At 76.6% G+C, this 18,834-nt stretch carries 17 protein-coding genes; 7 read left to right on the top strand and 10 right to left on the bottom strand.

Annotated features, from left to right (window positions below; translation table 11 throughout):
* Nucleotides 1–57 precede the first annotated feature (57 nt).
* Complete coding sequence (locus tag ABQ292_RS18535) at nucleotides 58–795, top strand: 3-keto-5-aminohexanoate cleavage protein (RefSeq protein ID WP_369209113.1); 738 nt, start codon at nucleotides 58–60, stop codon at nucleotides 793–795.
* A gap of 7 nt (nucleotides 796–802) precedes the next feature.
* Here the strand turns inward: ABQ292_RS18535 and ABQ292_RS18530 are convergent, their stop codons facing one another.
* The 3 genes from ABQ292_RS18530 to pheS are packed head-to-tail and all read right to left on the bottom strand — an operon-like array spanning nucleotide 803 to nucleotide 5,173.
* Nucleotides 803–1,624: an SDR family NAD(P)-dependent oxidoreductase gene (locus tag ABQ292_RS18530; RefSeq protein ID WP_369209111.1), complete on the bottom strand. Its 822-nt coding sequence runs from the start codon at nucleotides 1,622–1,624 to the stop codon at nucleotides 803–805.
* A complete protein-coding gene (gene pheT / locus ABQ292_RS18525) occupies nucleotides 1,617–4,106 on the bottom strand; it encodes a phenylalanine--tRNA ligase subunit beta (protein WP_369209109.1) in 2,490 nt (829 codons plus the stop codon). The genes ABQ292_RS18530 and pheT overlap by 8 nt, the downstream gene beginning before the upstream one ends.
* The gene (gene pheS / locus ABQ292_RS18520; RefSeq protein WP_369209107.1) at nucleotides 4,106–5,173 is read right to left on the bottom strand and encodes a phenylalanine--tRNA ligase subunit alpha; all 1,068 of its coding nucleotides are present in this window, start codon (nucleotides 5,171–5,173) and stop codon (nucleotides 4,106–4,108) included. Before pheS ends, pheT begins: the two co-directional genes overlap by 1 nt.
* 157 nt (nucleotides 5,174–5,330) lie before the next feature.
* Between pheS and ABQ292_RS18515 the strand changes: the two genes are divergently transcribed.
* Together ABQ292_RS18515 and ABQ292_RS18510 are read left to right on the top strand one after the other, a co-directional pair.
* The gene (locus ABQ292_RS18515) at nucleotides 5,331–6,173 is read left to right on the top strand and encodes an EamA family transporter (RefSeq protein WP_369209105.1); all 843 of its coding nucleotides are present in this window, start codon (nucleotides 5,331–5,333) and stop codon (nucleotides 6,171–6,173) included.
* 102 nt (nucleotides 6,174–6,275) lie between these two features.
* A complete protein-coding gene (locus ABQ292_RS18510; RefSeq protein ID WP_369209103.1) occupies nucleotides 6,276–8,561 on the top strand; it encodes a diguanylate cyclase domain-containing protein in 2,286 nt (761 codons plus the stop codon).
* A gap of 20 nt (nucleotides 8,562–8,581) precedes the next feature.
* Here the strand turns inward: ABQ292_RS18510 and ABQ292_RS18505 are convergent, their stop codons facing one another.
* The 6 genes from ABQ292_RS18505 to ABQ292_RS18480 form a co-directional block, all read right to left on the bottom strand.
* A complete protein-coding gene (locus ABQ292_RS18505) occupies nucleotides 8,582–9,175 on the bottom strand; it encodes a DinB family protein (protein ID WP_369209101.1) in 594 nt (197 codons plus the stop codon).
* Between the two features lie 73 nt (nucleotides 9,176–9,248).
* Entirely contained in the window at nucleotides 9,249–10,043 is a 795-nt protein-coding gene (locus ABQ292_RS18500; RefSeq protein ID WP_369209099.1) for a TrmH family RNA methyltransferase, read from the bottom strand.
* A gap of 173 nt (nucleotides 10,044–10,216) precedes the next feature.
* Nucleotides 10,217–10,603, bottom strand: coding sequence for a 50S ribosomal protein L20 (gene rplT / locus ABQ292_RS18495; RefSeq protein WP_093579784.1), 387 nt, complete (start codon nucleotides 10,601–10,603; stop codon nucleotides 10,217–10,219).
* A gap of 34 nt (nucleotides 10,604–10,637) precedes the next feature.
* Entirely contained in the window at nucleotides 10,638–10,832 is a 195-nt protein-coding gene (rpmI, locus tag ABQ292_RS18490; RefSeq protein ID WP_369209096.1) for a 50S ribosomal protein L35, read from the bottom strand.
* A 114-nt stretch (nucleotides 10,833–10,946) separates the two neighbouring features.
* Nucleotides 10,947–11,513 carry a translation initiation factor IF-3 gene (gene infC, locus ABQ292_RS18485; RefSeq protein ID WP_369209133.1) on the bottom strand — a complete coding sequence of 189 codons (567 nt, stop codon included), beginning with the start codon at nucleotides 11,511–11,513 and terminating at the stop codon, nucleotides 10,947–10,949.
* A 453-nt stretch (nucleotides 11,514–11,966) separates the two neighbouring features.
* On the bottom strand, nucleotides 11,967–12,455 hold the full coding sequence (locus ABQ292_RS18480) for a PH domain-containing protein (protein ID WP_369209094.1): 489 nt from the start codon (nucleotides 12,453–12,455) through the stop codon (nucleotides 11,967–11,969).
* Between the two features lie 41 nt (nucleotides 12,456–12,496).
* Between ABQ292_RS18480 and ABQ292_RS18475 the strand changes: the two genes are divergently transcribed.
* The 4 genes from ABQ292_RS18475 (at nucleotide 12,497) to ABQ292_RS18460 (ending at nucleotide 17,082) form a co-directional block, all read left to right on the top strand.
* A complete protein-coding gene (locus ABQ292_RS18475; protein WP_369209092.1) occupies nucleotides 12,497–13,546 on the top strand; it encodes an MBL fold metallo-hydrolase in 1,050 nt (349 codons plus the stop codon).
* A gap of 89 nt (nucleotides 13,547–13,635) precedes the next feature.
* Nucleotides 13,636–14,367: a GAF and ANTAR domain-containing protein gene (locus tag ABQ292_RS18470; RefSeq protein WP_369209090.1), complete on the top strand. Its 732-nt coding sequence runs from the start codon at nucleotides 13,636–13,638 to the stop codon at nucleotides 14,365–14,367.
* Nucleotides 14,367–15,818: a PP2C family protein-serine/threonine phosphatase gene (locus ABQ292_RS18465; RefSeq protein WP_369209131.1), complete on the top strand. Its 1,452-nt coding sequence runs from the start codon at nucleotides 14,367–14,369 to the stop codon at nucleotides 15,816–15,818. The genes ABQ292_RS18470 and ABQ292_RS18465 overlap by 1 nt, the downstream gene beginning before the upstream one ends.
* Before the next feature lie 109 nt (nucleotides 15,819–15,927).
* A complete protein-coding gene (locus tag ABQ292_RS18460; protein WP_369209088.1) occupies nucleotides 15,928–17,082 on the top strand; it encodes a uroporphyrinogen-III synthase in 1,155 nt (384 codons plus the stop codon).
* 51 nt (nucleotides 17,083–17,133) lie between these two features.
* Here ABQ292_RS18460 and ABQ292_RS18455 read toward each other — a convergent pair whose 3' ends face one another.
* Entirely contained in the window at nucleotides 17,134–18,531 is a 1,398-nt protein-coding gene (locus ABQ292_RS18455; protein WP_369209086.1) for a nitrate/nitrite transporter, read from the bottom strand.
* Nucleotides 18,532–18,834: the final 303 nt, after the last annotated feature.

Genomic DNA, 18,834 nt, shown 5'->3' with positions numbered 1-18,834 from the left:
GTGCTCTGCTCCGCATGCGGAGGAGAGCACGACGACCCGCGGGGACACGATGGTGCGGTGCTGCTCCAGGCCTGCCTCAACGGTGCCCGCCGTCCGGCCGAGCACCCGGCGCTGCCGGTCAGCCCGGCCGAGCTGGCGGCGGACGCCGCCGCGGTCCGGGCGGCCGGCGCCGGCGCGGTGCACCTGCACGCCAAGGACGGCGACGGCGCGGACACGCTGTCACCTGCGGAACTGGCCGCCGTCCTCGACGCCGTGCGGGCCCGTGCGCCCGCGCTGCCGGCCGGCGTGACCACCGGCGCGTGGGCCGCGCCCGACCCGGCCGGCCGGGTGTCCGCGGTCCGGTCCTGGACCGAGCTGCCGGACACCGCCTCGGTCAACTGGCACGAGGAGGGCGCCGAGGACGTCGCCGCCGCGCTGCTGGCCCGTGGCGTGGGCGTCGAGGCGGGGCTCTGGCACGCCGACGCCGTCCGCGCCTGGCGGGCCTCCCCGCTGCGCGACCGGTGCTGCCGGGTGCTCGTGGAGCTGCCCGACGGCCCGGACGCGGCGGGGACCGAGGAGCTGGCCGCGGAGCTGCTGGCCGCCGTCGGCGCCGGCCCGGACGGCTGGACACCGGGCGGTGTGCCGGTGCAGCTGCACGGGGAGGGCAGCAGCACCTGGCCGGCGCTGCGGATCGCCGTCCGGCACGGACTGGGCACCCGGATCGGGCTGGAGGACACCCTGGTGCTGCCCGACGGCAGCCCGGCGCCGGGCAACGCCGCGCTGGTCCTCGCCGCCCGGTCCCTCGGCGCGGGGTGACCGAGGGTCAGGCCAGGGGGTCGCCGTCCCCGTAGGGCCGCAGCCGGAGCCGGCGGGCGTCGCCCTCCGGCGTGGTGGCGCGCAGGGTGGCGGGGTCGTCGACGCCGGCCCGGACGAAGCGGCCCGACCAGTGGTCGAGCTCCCCGGCGGCCATCGCGACGACCAGGTCGACGACGTCCTCGGGGCGGGTCCACTCGGTGCGGCCCGCGTGCATCGGCATGGCGCGGGTCATCGCCGTGTCGACGACCCCCGGCGCCAGGTCGAAGGCCCGGACGCCGTGCGCGCCGCCGGCCAGGTCGATCGACTCGGTGATCCGCACCTGCGCGGTCTTGCCCGCCGAGTAGGCGCTGTAGTGCGGGTCGGCCCGCGTGCTGATCCCGCTGGCCAGCCCGACCACGCGCCCGCCACCGGCCGCGACCATCCCGGGCAGGACGGCGCGGGCGAGGAGGAACGGCCCGCGCACCTGGCTCTCGACCACCTGCCACCACTGGTCGGGGTCGGCCTCCCACAGCGGCACCTCGGCGGCGTCGATGAGGCCGGCGTTGTTGACCAGCAGCCCGACGGGGCCGAGCTCGCGGGTCACCTGCTCGACGGCGGCGTCGACGGCGGCGCGGTCGGTGACGTCGGCGGCCACCGCCAGCGTGCGCGCGCCGGTGGCCGCGGCGACCTCGGCCATCGCCGCCGCCAGCCGGTCGGCGCCCCGGGCCAGCCCGGCGACGGCCGCGCCGCACGCGGCCAGCCCCTCGGCGAGGTGCCGGCCGATCCCGGCCGAGGCGCCGGTGACGAGGGCGACGAGTCCGCGGAGGTCGGGTCCCGCCGCCTCAGGCATCGCCGCTGCGCAGGGTGATGCCCTGCATCCCGACGACCGCGAGGATCCCCTCGCGCACGTGCGCCACGTCGGCGGCGGTCAGCGTGCGGTCCGGCGCCCGCAGCACCAGCGAGTACGCCAGCGACCGCGCGCCGGCCGGCACCGGCGGGCCGGAGTACACGTCGAACAGCCGCACCGACTCGAACAGCTCCCCCGCTCCCCCGCGCACCAGCGACTCGACGTGCGCGGCGGTCACCTCGTCGGGCACGACGAAGGCCAGGTCGAGGAAGACCGGCGGGAAGGTGGAGATCGGCGGCCCGACCGGCACGGCGGCGGCCGGCAGCGCGTCGACGTCGAGCTCCATCACCGAGGTGCGGGCGGGCAGGTCGAGCGCGGCGCACACCCGCGGGTGCAGCTCGCCGGCGTGCCCGACCACCCGTTCGCCGACGACCAGCTCGGCGCAGCGGCCGGGGTGCCAGGGTGCGCGCTCGCCGGGGCGGACGAACAGCTCGACGCCGGCGGCCGCCGCCACCAGCCGGGCCGCTTGGACGGCATCGGCCCAGCCGGCCGGGCGGCCCGGGCCCCACCAGCCGCGTGGCTCGCGGGCGCCGGCCAGCGCCACGGCCACGTGCCAGGGCTGGTCGGGCACCGCGCCGAGCAGCGCGGCCAGCGTCTCGTCGTCGGGCCGGCCGTCGACGCCGGGCAGCGGCGCGGGCTCCCGGAGCCCGCCGGGGAAGACCGACCCGTGCTCGAACAGCGCGAGGTCGCGCTGGCCGCGGGCGAGGTTGCGGGCCAGCGTGGCCAGCAGCCCGGGCAGCAGCGTCGTCCGCATGCCCGGCTCCTCCTCCGAGAGCGGGTTGCGGACCAGCAGCACCGAGCGGCGCGGGTCGTCGTCGGCCAGGCCGAGCGCGTCGAGCGCCGGGGTGCCGACGAACGGGTAGGACGGCGCCTCCACGTACCCGGCCTCGGCCAGCGCGCGGCCGACCGCGCGGCGGCGGCGCTGGGTCTCGGTGAGGCCGCGCCCGGGCGGGGCGGTGGGCAGCACCGAGGGGACGTCGTCGTAGCCGGCGAGGCGGACGACCTCCTCGACGAGGTCGGCGGGGTCGGTGAGGTCGGGCCGCCACGACGGCGGGGTGACCGACAGCCGGCCGCCGTCGCCCTCGACCGCGCAGCCGACCGCACCGAGCAGCTCGACCACCCGCGCCGGGGGGTACGCCACGCCGGCGACGCGGCCGGGCCGGTCGGCGTCCAGCGCGATGGCCGGGCGCGGGGTGCGGGTGTCGACGTCGACCGGTGCCCCGACGACGCGGGCGCCGCCGTACTCGGCCAGCAGCTCCGCGGCGCGGGCGAGCGCGGCGACGGTCATCTCCGGGTCGACGCCGCGCTCGAAGCGGCGGGCGGCCTCGCTGGGCAGCCGGTGCCGGCGGGCGGTGCGGGCGACCCCGGTCGGCTCCCAGTGCGCGGCCTCGAGCAGGACGGCGGTCGTGGCCCTGCCGTCGGTGGAGCTGCCGATCTCGGTGGAGGCCCCGCCCATGACCGCGGCCAGGCCGATCGGGCCGGTGTCGTCGGTGATGAGCAGGTCGTCGGCGTCGAGCACCCGGGTGGCGCCGTCCAGCGTGGTCAGCCGCTCCCCCTCGCGCGCCCGGCGGACGACGATCGGCCCGCTGACCGCGTCGCGGTCGAAGGCGTGCATCGGCTGGCCGAGCTCGAGCATCACGTAGTTGGTGACGTCGACGGCCAGCGAGATGGTGCGGATGCCCGACTGGGCGAGGCGCCGGCGCATCCACCACGGGCTCGGCGCGGTGGGGTCCAGGCCCTCCAGCGCGACCATCGAGAACCGGTCGCAGCGGTCGGCGTCGGCGACGGTGACCTCCCAGGCCGGCTCGCCCGACCAGGCCGGCAGCGTGGCCGCGCCCGGGTCGCGCCAGCCGACCGCCAGGCCGGTGCCCATCTCGCGGGCGATGCCGCGCATGGCCAGGCAGTAGCCGCGGTCGGGGGTCACGTTGAGCTCGATCACGACGTCGTCGAGACCGACCACGGGTGCGGCGTCGGCACCGGGCTCGGGGCCCTCGCCGCCGGTGCCCAGCACCAGGATGCCGGCGTGGTCCTCGCCGGTGCCCAGCTCGCGGGCCGAGCAGATCATCCCGTCGGAGACGTGGTCGTAGGTCTTCCGGGCGGTGATCTCGAAGCCGCCGGGCAGCACCGCCCCGGGCAGCGCGACGACGACGGCGTCGTCCACCGCGAAGTTGCCGGCCCCGCAGACGATGCCGCGGGGCTCCGCCTCGCCGACGTCCACCTGGCACCAGCGGATCGGCTTCTTGAAGCCGGTCAGCTCCTCGATCTCCCGCACCCGGCCGACGACGAGCGGGCCGGTGACCTCGGCCGGGCGGTGGACCTCCTCCACCTCGAGGCCGAGCCGGACGAAGGCGGTGTCGAGGTCCTCGACCGTCGTCCCTGCCGGGACGTCGACGTACTCGGCCAGCCACCCGACGGGGACCCGCATCAGAGCTCCACTCCGAACGCCTTGGTGAAGCGGACGTCGCCCTCGACGATGTCGCGCATGTCGCCGACGGCGGAGCGGAACTGCAGCGCCCGCTCGATGCCCACGCCGAAGGCGAAGCCGCTGTACTCCTCCGGGTCGACCCCGCAGGCCACCAGCACCCGCGGGTTGACCATCCCGCAGCCGCCCCACTCGACCCAGCGCGGGCCGTCGCGGTGCTCGGGGAACCAGACGTCGAACTCCGCGGAGGGCTCGGTGAACGGGAAGTACGACGGCCGCCAGCGGGTGATCGCCTCGGGACCGAACAGCGACCGCGCCAGGTGGTCGAGCGTGCCGCGCAGGTGGGCCATGCTCAGGCCGCGGTCGACGGCCAGGCCCTCGACCTGGTGGAACACCGGGGTGTGCGTCGCGTCGAGCTCGTCGGTGCGGTACACCCGCCCGGGCGCGACGACGTAGACCGGCGGCCGGCGGGACAGCAGCGTGCGGGCCTGCACCGGGCTGGTGTGCGTGCGCAGCACCAGGCCGGAGTCCTCCGGGGCGACGAAGAGGGTGTCCATCATCGTGCGCGCCGGGTGGTCGGGGCGGATGTTGAGCGCGTCGAAGTTGAACCACTCGGCCTCGAGCTCGGGACCGTCGGCCACCTCGTAGCCCATCCCGACGAAGACGTCGGCGATCCGCTCCATCAGCGTGGTCAGCGGGTGCCGGGCGCCGCGGGGGGTGCGGTCCCAGGGCAGCGTGACGTCGACCCGCTCCTCGGCCAGCACCCGGGCGTCGCGCTCGGCCTCCAGCTGGGCCCTGCGCTCCTCGAAGGCCTCGGTGACGGCGACCCGCGCGGCGTTGACCCGCTTGCCGGCGTCCGCGCGCGCGGCCGGCGGCAGCGCGCCGAGCTCGCGGCGGGCCAGCGGCACGGGCGCGCGGTCACCGAGGTGGGCCGGGCGGACGGCGGCCAGCGCCGCGAGGTCGGCCGCCGTCGCGAAGGCCTCCCGCGCGGAGGCGACCGCGGCGTCGAGGGCCTCGGCCGACAGGGCGGCGACCTGCTTGGGGTCGTAGGGGTCGTTGGCGCCGGACACGGGAGTCCATTCTGCCCGGCACCCCGCCTGCCCCGCCCCCGGGTCACCGCCCCGCTGCCGGCCCGAGGACGTCGAGCCGGTCGGAGGCGGGTGCTAGAACCGCGGGCGGACGGGTGCACGCCGGGGTGCGCCGCCGATCCGCACCCGGGGGGCCCGCATGGCGGTGCTGCTGGCCCTCGCGTCGGCCGTCGTCTACGGCATGGCCGACTTCTGCGGCGGGCTGGCCAGCCGGCGCGCGGCCACGGTCGCCGTCGTCACGGTGTCGCAGGCCGCCGGGCTGGTCGCCCTCGTCCTGCTGCTGCCGGTGCTCGGCGGGGACCCGGAGCGGGCCGACCTGCTGTGGGGTGCGGCCGCCGGCCTCGCCGGAGCCGTCGGGCTGCTGCTGTTCTACCGGGCGCTGGCCGACGGGGTGATGAGCGTGGTGGCGCCGGTGACGGCGGTGTCGGCCGCGGCGCTGCCGGTGCTCGGCGGCCTGCTGCTGGGCGAGCGGATCGGCCTGCTCGCCGCGCTCGGCATCGTCCTGGCGCTGGGCGCGGTGGTGCTCGTCGCCGCCGACGGCGGGCTGTCGTCGCTGCGCGCCGCCCGGCTGGGCACGGTCGCTCCCGCGCTGGCCGCCGGCGCCGGCTTCGGGGTGTTCTTCGTGCTGCTCGACCGCACCGGGGAGGACTCCGGGCTCAGCCCGCTGGTCGCCGCCCGCGTGGTGTCGGTGCTGCTGGTCGGCACGCTCGCGCTGGCCTCGCGGCGGTCGCTGCGGGTCCCGCGCCCGGCCCTGTCGGTCGTGCTGCTGGCCGGGACGGGCGACATGGCGGCCAACGCGCTGTTCCTCCTGGCCACCCAGGCCGGCGGGTCGCTGGCCGTCACCGGCGTGCTGGCCTCGCTCTACCCGGTGAGCACCGTGGTGCTGGCCCAGCTGGTGCTGCGCGAGCGGCTGTCCGGCGCGCAGCGGGTGGGTCTGGGGGTGGCGGTGGTGGCCGTCGTCCTCATCACACTGCCCGGCTGACCCGGGCGGGGACCCCTTCCGGGTGATCCCCGCCGCGTTCGACCCATCCCTCGGCCCGGTCCTGCCGACCAGATCAGGGTGACCCACTCCCCCGAGGCACGGATGCCTCTCGTCACCGACCCGGTGCTCGCCGACGCCCTGCGCGGGGTGCACAGCGTCTTCCAGCCGATCGTCGAGCTCGACACCGGGCGGGTGGTGGCCTACGAGGCGCTGGCCCGCGGACCGGTCGGCCCGCTGGAGCGTCCCGACGCGCTGTTCACCGCCGCGCGCGCCGCCGGCCGACTGGCCGAGCTCGACGAGGCCTGCCGGGCGGCCGCCTTCCGCGGCGCCGTGGACGCCGCCCTGGTCGCGCCGCTGACCGTGTTCGTCAACGTCGAGCCCGAGGTGCTCGACACCGCGCCGCTGGCCGACCTGCTGGCCATCGCCGAGCGCGCCCCGGGCGACCTGCGGGTGGTCATGGAGATCACCGAGCGCGCCATCGCCGCGCGCCCGGCCGAGCTGCTGCGCACGGTGGAGCGCGTGCGCGAGCTGGGCTGGGCGATCGCGGTGGACGACGTCGGCGCGGAGTCGATGTCGCTGGCGTTCCTGCCGCTGCTGTGCCCCGACGTGGTCAAGCTCGACCTGCGCCTGGTGCAGGAGCGTCCCGGCCCGGCGGTCGCCGAGATCATGAACGCGGTCAACGCCTACGCCGAGCGCAGCGGCGCCGTCGTCCTGGCCGAGGGCATCGAGGACGAGGGGCACCTCCGGACGGCGCGCGGGCTGGGCGCCACGCTCGGCCAGGGCTGGTTCTTCGGCCGCCCGGCGCCCGGCCCGGCGGCCGAGCGGCCGGTCGGTGAGCTGGTGCTGCCGGGCGCGGGCCGGCCCACCGGCGCGGTCGGTGCGGTCTCGCCGTTCGCGTGCCTGCCCGACGACGTGCCGCTGCGGCGCGCGCCCAAGGCGCTGCTCATCGAGCTGTCCAAGCAGCTGGAGCGGGAGGCGATGCGCCTGGGCGAGACCTGCGTGGTGGCCGCGACCTTCCAGGAGTCCCGGCACTTCACCGTGTCGACCACCCAGCGCTACCGCGACCTGGTCGGGCGCACCGGCTTCGTGTGCGCGCTCGGCGAGGACCTGCCGGTCGAGCCGCTGCCCGGCCTGCGCGGCGCCCACCTCGACCCGGCCGACCCCGTCCGCGGCGAGTGGGACGTCGCCGTCCTGTCCCCGCACTTCAGCGCCGCGCTGCTCGCCCGGGACCTCGGCGACGACGGCCCCGACCTCGAGCGCACCTTCGAGTACGCGCTGACCTACGAGCGCACGACCGTGTCGCACGCGGCGTCCTCGCTGCTGTCCCGGGTGGCACCCCGCACCGGCGCCGCCCCGGAGACGGCGCCGGCCGCCGTCCCCCCGGCCGGCACCCCGGCGAGCCCGCCGGCCACCGGCCTGGCGGTGGGCACCACCGCGGCGGAGGTGCTGCTGCGCCGCGCGCTGGAGGCCACGCCGAGCGGGGTGACCGTCGTCGACATGCGGCTGCCCGACCAGCCGATCGTCTACGCCAACCCCGCCTTCGCCGAGCTCGCCGGGCTGCCCGTCGGCGAGATCCTCGGCCGCAACTGCCGGCAGCTGCAGAGCCCCGACACCGACCCGGGCGCGGTGGCCCGCATCCGCGCGGCGGTCGCGGAGGGCCGGTCCTGCCGGGAAACCGTGCTCAACCTGCGCGGACCGGAGCGCACGCCGTGGTGGAACGAGCTGCACCTGGCGCCGGTGCACGACGCCGACGGCACCGTCGTCCAGTACATCGGCGTGCAGGTCGACGTCACCTCCCGCGTGGAGGCCGAGCGCGCCCTGCTGCGCGAGCGGGACCGCACGTCGGCCGCGCTGGCCCGCATCCAGGAACTGGCCTGGACCGACCCGCTCACCGGCCTGCCCAACCGGCGGCGGCTGGAGGAGCAGGTCGAGTCGGCCATCTGGGAGGCCCGCGCCCGCGGCGACGCGCTCGGGCTGCTGTTCGTCGACCTCGACGGGTTCAAGGCGGTCAACGACCGGCTCGGCCACGCCGCCGGCGACGAGCTGCTGCAGGTGGTCGCCCGGCGGCTGCGCGACCGCGTCCGCCGCCGTGACCTGGTGGCCCGCCTCGGCGGGGACGAGTTCCTGGTCGCCCTGCCCGACCTCTCCCCGGGGACGGCGGCGGCCGAGGCCGGCCGGGTGGCCGAGGAGCTGGCCGCCTCCATCCGCCGTCCGGTGTCGCTGCGCGGCACCGAGGTGGGCGTGGGCGCCAGCATCGGGGTGAGCGTCTGCCCGGCCGACGGCGTCGTCTTCGCCGACCTGCTGCACCGGGCCGACCTGCACACGTACGACCGCAAGGCCGGGCGCGTCGTGGTCCGCGAGGCGCCGGCCCCGCCGGCGCTGGCCTGACCGCCGCCGTCCGGAGGGGCTCAGGCCCGCCCGGCGGCGTCCCGGGCGGCCTGCTCGACCTGCGCGTGGTGGGCGGCCCAGCCGGCGGCGTCCCCGCGGGTCAGGTTGTCGTCGTCCCGCCGCATGCCCACGGCGCCGTCGGCCATCTCGCGCAGGACGTCGGCGTGCCCGGTGTGCCGGTTGACCTCGGCGAGCACGTGCACCAGCAGCGTGTGCAGCGTGGGGTGCCGCCGCTCCTCGGGCCACCACGGCACCTCACCGGGAGCGTCGAGCGGCAGCTCCTCGACGGTGGCGTCAGCGTGCGCGGCGGCCCGGGCGTGGAGGTCGAGCACGTCCTGCCGGGACTCGTCCGCGGTGGCCCAGAGGTCGACGTCCGGCTCGGCGTCCTCGTCGTCCCACGGCATCGGCTCGGGGAACGGCCGGCCCATGACGTTGCCGAGGTAGCCGGCCTCGACGCAGGCCAGGTGCTTGACCAGGCCGAGCAGGTTGGTGCCGGTGGGGGTCAGCGGCCGCCGGACGTCGTACTCCGAGAGGCCCTCGAGCTTCCACAGCAGGGCCTCGCGCGCCGCCCGGAGGTAGCGCTGCAGGTCCGCCTTCGCCGTCGTCCCGTCCACGCCGGCCACCCTGCCAGGCCCCGGTGCAGGGTCCCGCGCCGAGCGTGCGAGGCGTGGGGGCACCGGGGTCCTCCTACTGGGCGAGCTGGGTGGTGTAGAGGCAGATGGCGGCGGCCGCGGCGAGGTTGAGGCTCTCCGCCCGGCCGCGCATCGGGATGCGCACCCGGGCGTCGGCGGCCGCGGCCAGCTCCGGTGGCACGCCGCGGGCCTCGTTGCCGAACAGCCACAGCACCGGCCCGGCCAGCAGGCCGGAGGCCGCGGCGTCGTCGAGGCCGGTCTCGCCCCCGCCGTCGGCGGCCAGCACCGTGACGCCGCGTTCCTGCAGGCCGGCCACCAGCGGGCCGAGCGGGGTGCTGCGGACGACGTCGACGTGGAACAGGCTGCCGGCGCTCGAGCGGACCGCCTTGCCGCCGTAGGGGTCGGCCGAGCCGGCGCCGAAGACGACCGCGCCGGCACCGCACGCGTCGGCGGTGCGCAGCACCGTGCCGGCGTTGCCGGGGTCGGCCAGGCCGGCCAGGCCGACGGCCAGTGACGGCGGGGCGTCGAGCAGCTGCCCGGCCGGGACGTCGCCGAGCGCGCAGACGGCGACCAGCCCCTGCGGCGTCACCGTCTCCGACAGCCCCGCCGCGGCCTTCTCGGTGACCCGCCGGACGGGCACCGGGGAGGTGGCCAGCAGGTCGGCGTGCGCCGCGGCGGCCGCCTCGGTGGCGAAGACCTCCCGGACGTCGCCGGACGCGGTCGCCAGCGCCTCGGACACCGCCTGGCGGCCCTCGGCGAGGAAGGCACCGGCGGCGTCGCGGCCGGCGCGCCGGGTCAGCTTGCGGGCCGCGGCCACCCGTCCCGACCGCTCGGTCAGCAGCTCGCTCACGTCGTCGTCCTCCCCCGCGAGACCGGCGGTCTCGCGGTCATCGGCCCCTCATCGCCACGAGACCGCCGATCTCGTGGGCGGGAGAGGCCGTCCCCGCACACGCCGACGCCGCCGGTGCCGGCCCGGGCGGGTCGGTCACCGACGGCGTCAGTGGTTGCTGGAGCGGCCCTCCTTCAGGCGGCCTGCTCGCCACCGGCCGGAGCCGCGGCGACGGCGGCGCGGGCGGTCTCGACCAGCGCGGCGAAGGCGGCGGGCTCGTTGACCGCGAGCTCGGCGAGCACGCGGCGGTCGAGCTCGATGCCGGCCAGCTTCAGGCCCTGCATGAACCGGTTGTAGGTCATGTCGTTCTGTCGGGCCGCGGCGTTGATGCGGGTGATCCACAGCTTGCGGAAGTCACCCTTGCGCACCTTGCGGTCGCGGTAGTTGTAGGTGGCCGAGTGGAGGATCTGCTCCTTGGCCTTGCGGTACAGGCGCGAACGCTGACCGCGGTACCCGCTGGCGGCCTCGAGGGTCGTCCGGCGCTTCTTCTGGGCGTTGACCGCCCGCTTCACGCGTGCCACGTGAAGTCTCCTCTCTGGTCGGGGAGGCGGGGTCTCAGATGCCCAGCAGCTTCTTGAGGTTCTTGGTGTCGGCCGGGGAGAGGACCTGGTCCTTCTCCAGCCGGCGCTTGCGCCGCGAGGACTTGTGCTCGAACTTGTGCTGGTTGTTGGCCTGCTCGCGCATGAGCTTGCCGGTGCCCGTCACGCGCACCCGCTTCGCGGTGCCCTTGTGGGTCTTCTGCTTCGGCATGTCCTCGTCGTCCTGTTCGTCCGTCTCTCGGCCCGGCGCTCGTGCCGTGCGGCAGCACGCAGCTGCCGCACGGCACCATCCGTCTGTGGTGGTGCGGTCCTGCGGTCCGACCGGTCAGGCCGTCGGGGCGTGACCCTCGGCTGCCCGGTCGGCCTTCGCCTGGCGGCGGGCGCCGTCGGTGGCGGCCTGGTTCCGGTGCGGGGCGATCACCATGACCATGTTGCGGCCGTCCTGCTTCGGGTTGGACTCGACGACGCCCAGCTCCTGGACGTCGGCGGCCAGCCGCTGCAGCAGGCGGTAGCCCATCTCCGGGCGCGACTGCTCGCGACCGCGGAACATCACGGTGATCTTGACCTTGTCGCCGCCCTTGAGGAAGCGCTCGACGTGGCCCTTCTTGGTCTCGTAGTCGTGCGGGTCGATCTTCAGGCGCAGCCGCATCTCCTTGATGACGGTGAGCGCCTGGTTCCGCCGGGCCTCGCGGGCCTTCTGGGCGGACTCGTACTTGAACTTCCCGTAGTCCATGAGCTTGACGACCGGCGGCCGGGCCATGGGCGCGACCTCGACGAGGTCCAGCTCGGAGTCCTGCGCCAGTCGCAGCGCCTCGCCGATCGGCACGATGCCGACCTGCTCGCCCTCGGGCCCGACCAGGCGGACCTCGGGGACACGGATACGGTCGTTGATACGGGGCTCGGTGATGGCCTCTCCTCTGCTTCTGCACGGTGAGGAGTCGCACCCGCCCGGGCACCGGAGCGACGCGGGCCCCGTGAGCAGGTGCTCACAGGGCCCGATCGCCGGTGCGGCACGGACCCGCGGGGGGTCGTGCACGTCGTGACGGGCCGGCCGGGGCGGGCCGGACCGTCACGATCCGGGACCTGGGCGCCTCGACGGCGCCAGGTGGGAGCGGGCTCCTCTTGGTCAGCGGCCCGGGGCGGGGCCGCTGGTGAGTGGTTCGCGCGCCTCGTGTAGCGGGGAGGCTCGCCCATGCTACAGCGCCCGTCGCCCGCCGGTCATTCCCCCACCGCCCGACCCCGTCCCGGGCCCCGCCCCGAGCCTGCGAACGGTGGGGAGGAGCGAGGCCCCCGTGCAGGGGCCCGCCGCGAGCCCGCGAGCGGTGGGGGGTACGGGGGTCCTTCCTCACTCCCAGAGCAGCGGGCCGGTGGCCGGGCTGGGGTGGGCGGCGCGGTGGGCCGCCAGCAACGCCCGCAGCCCCTCGACGGCGTCCGCCGCGCGCTCGCCGTCGGCGGCCTGCACGGCCACGACCGCGACCTCGTCGCCGTTGGTCAGCTCCAGGCTCGCCCACCGGGCGGACCGGTCGAAGCGCACCGACCGGACGACGTCCCAGGGCAGCTCGTGCCGGCCCAGCACGTTGCGCACCCGGACGCCGGCGGCGTCGGCGTCCAGCCGCGCCCGGCCGAGGAGCAGGATGCCGGCGCCCACGAACAGACCGAGGCCCAGCACCGCGACCTGGTCGGCGAGGCCGAAGGCCACCACGCCGGTCGAGGACGACGGCAGGAGCGCCGCGACGACGGCCATGACCGCCACGACCACCGCGGCGACCAGGGCGCAGAGCAGCCGCAGGCGGCGGGGGACGGCGGTGACGCGGTCGGGAGGTGGGGTCGGCACACCCCCATGATCCCAGCCGCGCGGCTGGCAGAGTGCCGGGCGTGGAGGTCACCGGACACGCTCAGCGGACGGCCTGGCGGGAACGCACGCTGCCGCCGGTCGAGCAGGTGCGGCCGGGTCTGTGGTCGGTGCCGGTGCCCATGGGCGGGCCGCTGCGCTGGGTGAACGCCTACGTCCTGGAGCTCGCCGGCGGCGGCCTCGGCCTCGTCGACACCGGCTGGGACGCCGACGAGAGCTGGGCGGCGCTGTGCGCGGGCCTGACCTCGCTCGGCGGGGACGTCACCGACGTGCGCGGTGTCCTCGTCACCCACCTGCACCTCGACCACGTCGGGCTGGCCGCGCGGGTGCGGGAGGCCTCGGGCGCCTGGGTGGCCATGCACCCGGCCGACGCCGACGGCATCGCCACGTTCACCGACCGCACGCCCGAGCAGCTGTGGGCCGAGGAGGTCGCCTTCCTGGTCGGGCTCGGCGCGCCGCCGGAGGACGCGCGCGCCGACGCCGGGACGCCCGAGCAGCGGGCCGGCCTGCTCCGGGTGGCCCGCCCCGACCGGCTGCTCGAGGACGGCGACCGGGCCGACCTGCCCGGCTGGTCGCTGCGCGCCGTCCACACGCCCGGGCACACCGCCGGGCACCTCTGCTTCGCCGACGAGGCGACCGGCCTGTTCTTCGCCGGCGACCACGTGCTCCCCCGGATCAGCCCGAACATCTCCACCCACGCCGGCGGCGCCGCCGACCCGCTGCGCGACTACCTCGGCGCGCTGGCCGCCGTCGGCGGGCGCCAGGCCGGCGAGGTGCTGCCCGGCCACGAGTGGCGCTTCCGCGGGCTGGCCGAGCGCACCCGCGAGCTGCGCGAGCACCACGAGCGCCGGCTGGCCGAGCTGCTGGCCGCCGTCCGCGCGAACCCCGGGTGCACGCCGTGGGACCTGGCCGCGCACCTGACCTGGTCGCGGCCCTGGGCGCAGTACGAGCGGCGGATGCGGATCTTCGCCGTCACCGAGACCGACGCCCACCTGCGGCTGCTGGCCAGCCGCGGGCTCGTCGTCGGCGACGGCGGCACGGTCCCGGCCTGGACGGCGGCACCGGTCCGCTGAGGGTGGTTCGGGGGATAGCCTGGATCCGCCAACAGGCCGCGGCACCTCGAGCCCACGATGGCGCCACGGCCGGTCTCGATGAGGTGCCCGTGCACCAGGACGTCAATCGCTCCCTCCCCCTGGCCGACGAGCTGTCGGTCGTCTTCGCCCGCATGTCGGGTCTGCTGCTGTCCGAGGAGACCGTGGCGACCGCGGTGGGCCTGCTCAGCTCGCTGACGCAGGAGACCGTCCGAGGGGCGGTGGGAGCCGGCGTCTCGATCGTCGACGACTCGGGGCGGCGCTCGTCGGGGTCGACCGACTCCCGGGTCGAGCACGCCGACGGCCTGCAGTACGAGCTCGACGAGGGCCCGTGCCTGGCCGCGACCGCCCGCCGCACGCTGGTGCGCGCCGACGACCTCGCCGACGAGCCGCGCTGGCCGCGTTGGGCGGCGGCCGCCGCGGAGCTGGGACTGCTGTCCGCGATGAGCGCGCCGATGGTGGCCGGGGACCGCGTCCTGGGCGCCCTCAAGGTGTACGGCGCCGAGCCCGGCGCGTTCACCGACCAGGACGCCCAGGTGCTCACCCTCTCCGCGGCCCAGGCGGCGCTGCTGGTCACCCACGTCATGACCCGGGAGCGTTCACGGCGGGCCAGCGACGAGCTGCGGCAGGCGCTGTCGTCCCGCGACCTGGTGAGCACGGCCAAGGGCGTGCTGATGGCCCGGCACGGCGTCGGGGAGGAGACCGCTCTGACCATGCTGCTGTCCCGCTCCGGCGGGGAGGGCGTGCCGCTGCGGCAGGCGGCCCGGTCCGTGATCGACTCCGCCGTCCGCCGGCGCCGGTGATGCCGTCGCAGGGGCAGGTCCCCCTCGACGCCCAGCGTGCCGGGCTGCGGGCCGCGCTCCGGCACGCCGACCTCACCGTCGAGCAGCTGTGGACGCGGTACTTCGGCTACGGCGGCAACGCGGACCTGATCGACGTCGAGGCGCACCTGACCGGGCTGGTGCGCCTGCCGGACGTCGACGGCGACCTGCTGGCGGTCGCGGTCAACGAGCGCCTCGACGAGTTGTCCGCGGCCCGCCGCGTCCCCTACACCCGGCTGCTGCGCCCGCCCCGCCCCACCACCGGTCCGCTCGCCGCGCTGCTGGAGCTGCTCGAGTCCGCCCGCACCAGCCCGCCGGACCGGGTGGTCCCGCTCGCCGTGCGGGCCGGCCGGGTCCTCGGCGTCGAGGTCGCCGTCCACGTCGTCGACCACGAGCAGCGCCGGCTGGTGCGGCTCCCGGGCGACGGCCTGCCGCCCACCGGACCGGTCTCCGTCGACGGCACCCTGCCCGGCCGTGTGTTCCGGTCCGGACAGCTCCTGCCCTCGGAGGCCGGGGGTCTGCCCCGCCTGTGGGTGCCGCTGCTCGACGGCGCCGACCGGATCGGCGTCCTCGAGGCACGGGTGTCCACGGTCCGCGACCTGGAGGACCCCGGCCTGCGCGAGCAGTGCTGGTGGCTGGCGTCGACGGTCGCGCACCTGCTGTCCTCGATGGGGGTCTACGGCGACGTCCTGGAGCGTCACCGGCGCAGTCGCCCGCGCTCGCCCTCGGCCGAGCTGATCTGGCAGCAGCTGCCCCCCCTCACCGCCGCCACCGACGGCTTCGTCCTGGCCGGCCTGCTCGAGCCGAGCAGCGACGTGGGCGGTGACGCCTTCGACTACGCCCTGGCCGAGGACACCGTGTCGATGACCGTCCTCGACGCCATGGGGCACGGACTGGGGGCCGGGCTGATGGCCGCCGCGGCCCTCGCCGCCGCCCGCAGCGCCCGGCGGGACGGGCGCGGCATCCACGAGCAGGCCGGTGCCGTCGACGAGGTGGTCGCCGCCACGTTCCCCGACAGTGCCTTCGTCACCGGCGTGCTGGCCGAGCTCGACCTGGCCTCGGGGCGGCTGCGCTACGTCCGCGCCGGTCACCCCTCACCGCTGCTGCTGCGGGACGGACGGGTCGTCAAGGAGCTGAGCGGGGGGCAGCGGATGCCCTTCGGGATCGGGACGACGGGCTTCGCCGTGGCCGAGGAGGTGCTCGAGCCCGGGGACTGGCTGGCGCTCTACACCGACGGCGTCACCGAGGCGCGCGACGCCGCCGGGCAGTGGTTCGGCGAGCAGCGGCTGGTCGAGTTCCTGACCCGGGCCGTCGCGGACGGGCAGCCGCCACCGGAGACCGCCCGGCGGCTGATGCGCGCGGTGCTCGAGCACCAGGGCGGATTGCTGCAGGACGACGCCAGCGTGCTGCTCGCCTGCTGGGCCGCGCGCTGACGCACCGGCGGCACGTCCTCCCGCACGGCGCGGGTGCCGGCGTGGTCACCACGGCGACGTCACACCGCGGCGTCACACGACGGCAACGCGGAGCACGCACCATGGGCAGGTGACCTCCTCCCCCGCCGCACCCGAGCAGGCGCCCGCCGAGCCGGCCGTCCCCGGGCCCGTCGGCCCGGCACCGCTGGCCGGCTACACGGTGGCCGTGACCGCCGCGCGGCGCCGCGAGGAGCTCGGCGCGCTGCTCGACCGCCGCGGGGCCCGGGTGGTCTACGCCCCCGCGATCCGGATCGTGCCGCTGGCCGACGACGCCGAGCTGGTCGCCGTCACCGAGGCGGTGCTGGCCGCGCCGGTCGACCTCGTCGTCGCCACCACCGGGGTCGGCTTCCGCGGGTGGCTCGAGGCCGCCGACGCCTGGGACCTGCCGCTGGTCGAGCACCTGCGCCCGGCCCGGGTGCTGGCCCGCGGGCCCAAGGCGCGCGGTGCGATCCGCGGCGGCGGGCTGGTCGACGCGTGGTCTCCGCCGTCGGAGTCCTCGGCCGAGGTGCTCGAGCACCTGCTCTCCGGCGCCGAGGGCCCGCTGGCCGGGCGGCGCATCGCCGTCCAGCTGCACGGCGACCCGCTGACCGACCTCGTCGACGCGCTGCGGGCCACCGGCGCGGAGGTGCTCACCGTCCCCGTCTACCGGTGGGTGCTGCCCGAGGACGTCGCCCCGCTGCGCCGGCTGGTCGGCTCGGTGGTGGCCGGCGCGGTCGACGCCGTGACGTTCACCAGCGCCCCCGCCGCCGCGAGCCTGCTGGGCATGGCCGCCGAGATGGGACTGCGGGACGAGGTGGTCGCCGCGCTGACCGGCCCGGTGCTGGCCGTGGCCGTCGGCGCGACGACCGCCGGACCGCTGACCGCCGCCGGCGTGCCGACCGTGCAGCCGGAGCGCTCCCGCCTCGGCGCGCTGGCCCGCGAGGTCGTCGCCCGGCTGCCCGAGCGCGACCCGGTGCTGCGCGTGGGCGGCGGGGACCTGCAGGTGCGGGGGTACGCCGTGGTGCTCGAGGGCCGGCTGGTCGAGCTGCCGCCGGGCTCGATGGCGGTGCTGCGGGCACTGGCCGCGCGTCCGGGGGCCGTCGTCGCCAAGGCCGACCTGGTGCGCGGCCTGCCCGGTGGCGGGGACGGCCACGCCGTCGAGATGGCCGTCACCCGGCTGCGGGCCGCGCTCGGCCCCGGCGTCGTCGAGACCGTGGTCAAGCGCGGCTACCGCCTCGCCCTGTGAGCGTGCACTTCCGCGGAGATGCCCGGGGCATCTCCGCGGAAGTGCACGTCGTCAGACGCCGGCGGTGCGGGACGTCGGCCGGAGGTAGACCACCCAGGTGACGACGACGCAGACGGCGTAGAAGGCGATGAAGGCCACGTAGGCGCCGTCCCCGCTGCCGGTGGTGAGGAACGACTGGCGGAAGGCCAGGTTGACCAGCACCCCGCCGAAGGCGCCCACCGCGCCGGCGATGCCGATGAGCGCCCCCGACATGCGCAGCGCCCACCGGTCGGCGTCCGTGCTGTCCCCGCCCGCGGCGACGGCCTGCTGGGCCTGGGTGCGGAAGATCGCCGGGATCATCTTGTAGGTCGAGCCGTTGCCGATGCCGCTGAGCACGAACAGCAGCACGAACCCGACGACGAACAGCGGCAGCGACTCCACCCGGCTGGCGGTGAGGACGACCCCGGCGCCGGCGGCCATGGCCACGAAGTTCCAGCAGGTGATGCGGGCGCCGCCGAACCGGTCGGCCAGCGAGCCGCCGAGCGGGCGGATGAGGCTGCCCAGCAGCGGCCCGAGCCAGGTCAGCGACGCCGCGGCCAGCGGGGTGGCGAAGTCCGCGGCGAACTGGTTCTGCAGCACCTGCCCGAAGGCGAACCCGAAGCCGATGAACGAGCCGAAGGTGCCGATGTAGAGGAACGACATGATCCAGGTGTGCGGCTCGCGGGTGGCCTCGCGCATGGCCCGCGGCTGGTTGCGCGCCGTCGTCAGGTTGTCCATGAGCAGGGCCGCGCCGACGGCGGCGACGACGATGAGCGGCAGGTAGACGAACAGCACGATCCGGGGGTGCTCGGCGCCGGCGGTGGCCAGCACGAGCAGGCCGACGAGCTGGATGACCGGGACGCCGAGGTTGCCGCCGCCGGCGTTGAGGCCGAGCGCCCAGCCCTTGAGCCGGTCGGGGTAGAAGGCGTTGATGTTGGCCATCGAGCTGGCGAAGTTGCCGCCGCCGACACCGGCCAGGCAGGAGACCACCAGCAGGGTCGTGTAGGAGACGCCGGGCTCGAGGACGACGGCGGTCGCGATCGTGGGCACCAGCAGTAGCGCGGCGCTGACGATCGTCCAGTTGCGGCCGCCGAACTTGGCGACGGCGAAGGTGTAGGGCAGCCGGACGAACGCGCCCAGCGCGGTGGGCAGCGTGGTGAGCAGGAACTTGCCGGCCGGGTCGATGCCGTAGACGGACTCGGGCAGGAAGAGGACGACGACCGACCACAGGCTCCAGATCGAGAAGCCGACGTGCTCGGAGAACACCGAGAAGAACAGGTTGCGGCGGGCGACGCGCTTGCCGGTCGACTCCCAGAAGGCGGGGTCCTCGGGGCGCCAGTCGTCGACCCAGTGACCACCGCGGGGCGGGGCCGGAGGTGCGCCGGCGCGGGTGTCCGGCGCGGCGGACGTGGTGCGGGTGGGGGCGGCCATGGTCCGGGAGCGTCGCCGTCGGCCGTTTCCCCTCCGTCGCCGTGGGGCTGTCCTTCTGTTCCGTTGTGCTCACCGCCCCTGCCCCCCTGTGGTGAGGGCGCCGGCCGCGGCCCGACGCCGGACGCCGCGACCGGCGATGATCGCTGTCGTGCAGGAGAACGCGGAGGCAGCGCCCGGGCGCGCGCTGGTGGAGTCCGGCGAGCTGGTGGCCGGGACGATGGCGCGCACGGCGGCCGGGCTGCTGTTCGACGCGGGGTCGTCGCGGGTGCAGCTCGACGCCGGGCTGGCGGTGTGGCTGCGGCG

The sequence above is a fragment of the Geodermatophilus maliterrae genome (assembly GCF_041018925.1).
Lineage (GTDB): Bacteria > Actinomycetota > Actinomycetes > Mycobacteriales > Geodermatophilaceae > Geodermatophilus > Geodermatophilus maliterrae.
Note: the sequence above shows the minus strand (reverse complement) of the source record. Positions and strands in the feature narration are given on the sequence as shown.

Bases quoted from the DNA above. Each gene is read 5' to 3' on its own strand.
- pheT (WP_369209109.1), bottom strand. From the start codon at position 4,106: ATGCGGGTCCCCGTCGGGTGGCTGGCCGAGTACGTCGACGTCCCGGCA.
- ABQ292_RS18465 (WP_369209131.1), top strand. From the start codon at position 14,367: ATGCCGTCGCAGGGGCAGGTCCCCCTCGACGCCCAGCGTGCCGGGCTG.
- ABQ292_RS18455 (WP_369209086.1), bottom strand. From the start codon at position 18,531: ATGGCCGCCCCCACCCGCACCACGTCCGCCGCGCCGGACACCCGCGCC.
- ABQ292_RS18530 (WP_369209111.1), bottom strand. From the start codon at position 1,624: ATGCCTGAGGCGGCGGGACCCGACCTCCGCGGACTCGTCGCCCTCGTC.
- ABQ292_RS18510 (WP_369209103.1), top strand. From the start codon at position 6,276: ATGCCTCTCGTCACCGACCCGGTGCTCGCCGACGCCCTGCGCGGGGTG.
- rpmI (WP_369209096.1), bottom strand. From the start codon at position 10,832: ATGCCGAAGCAGAAGACCCACAAGGGCACCGCGAAGCGGGTGCGCGTG.
- ABQ292_RS18515 (WP_369209105.1), top strand. From the start codon at position 5,331: ATGGCGGTGCTGCTGGCCCTCGCGTCGGCCGTCGTCTACGGCATGGCC.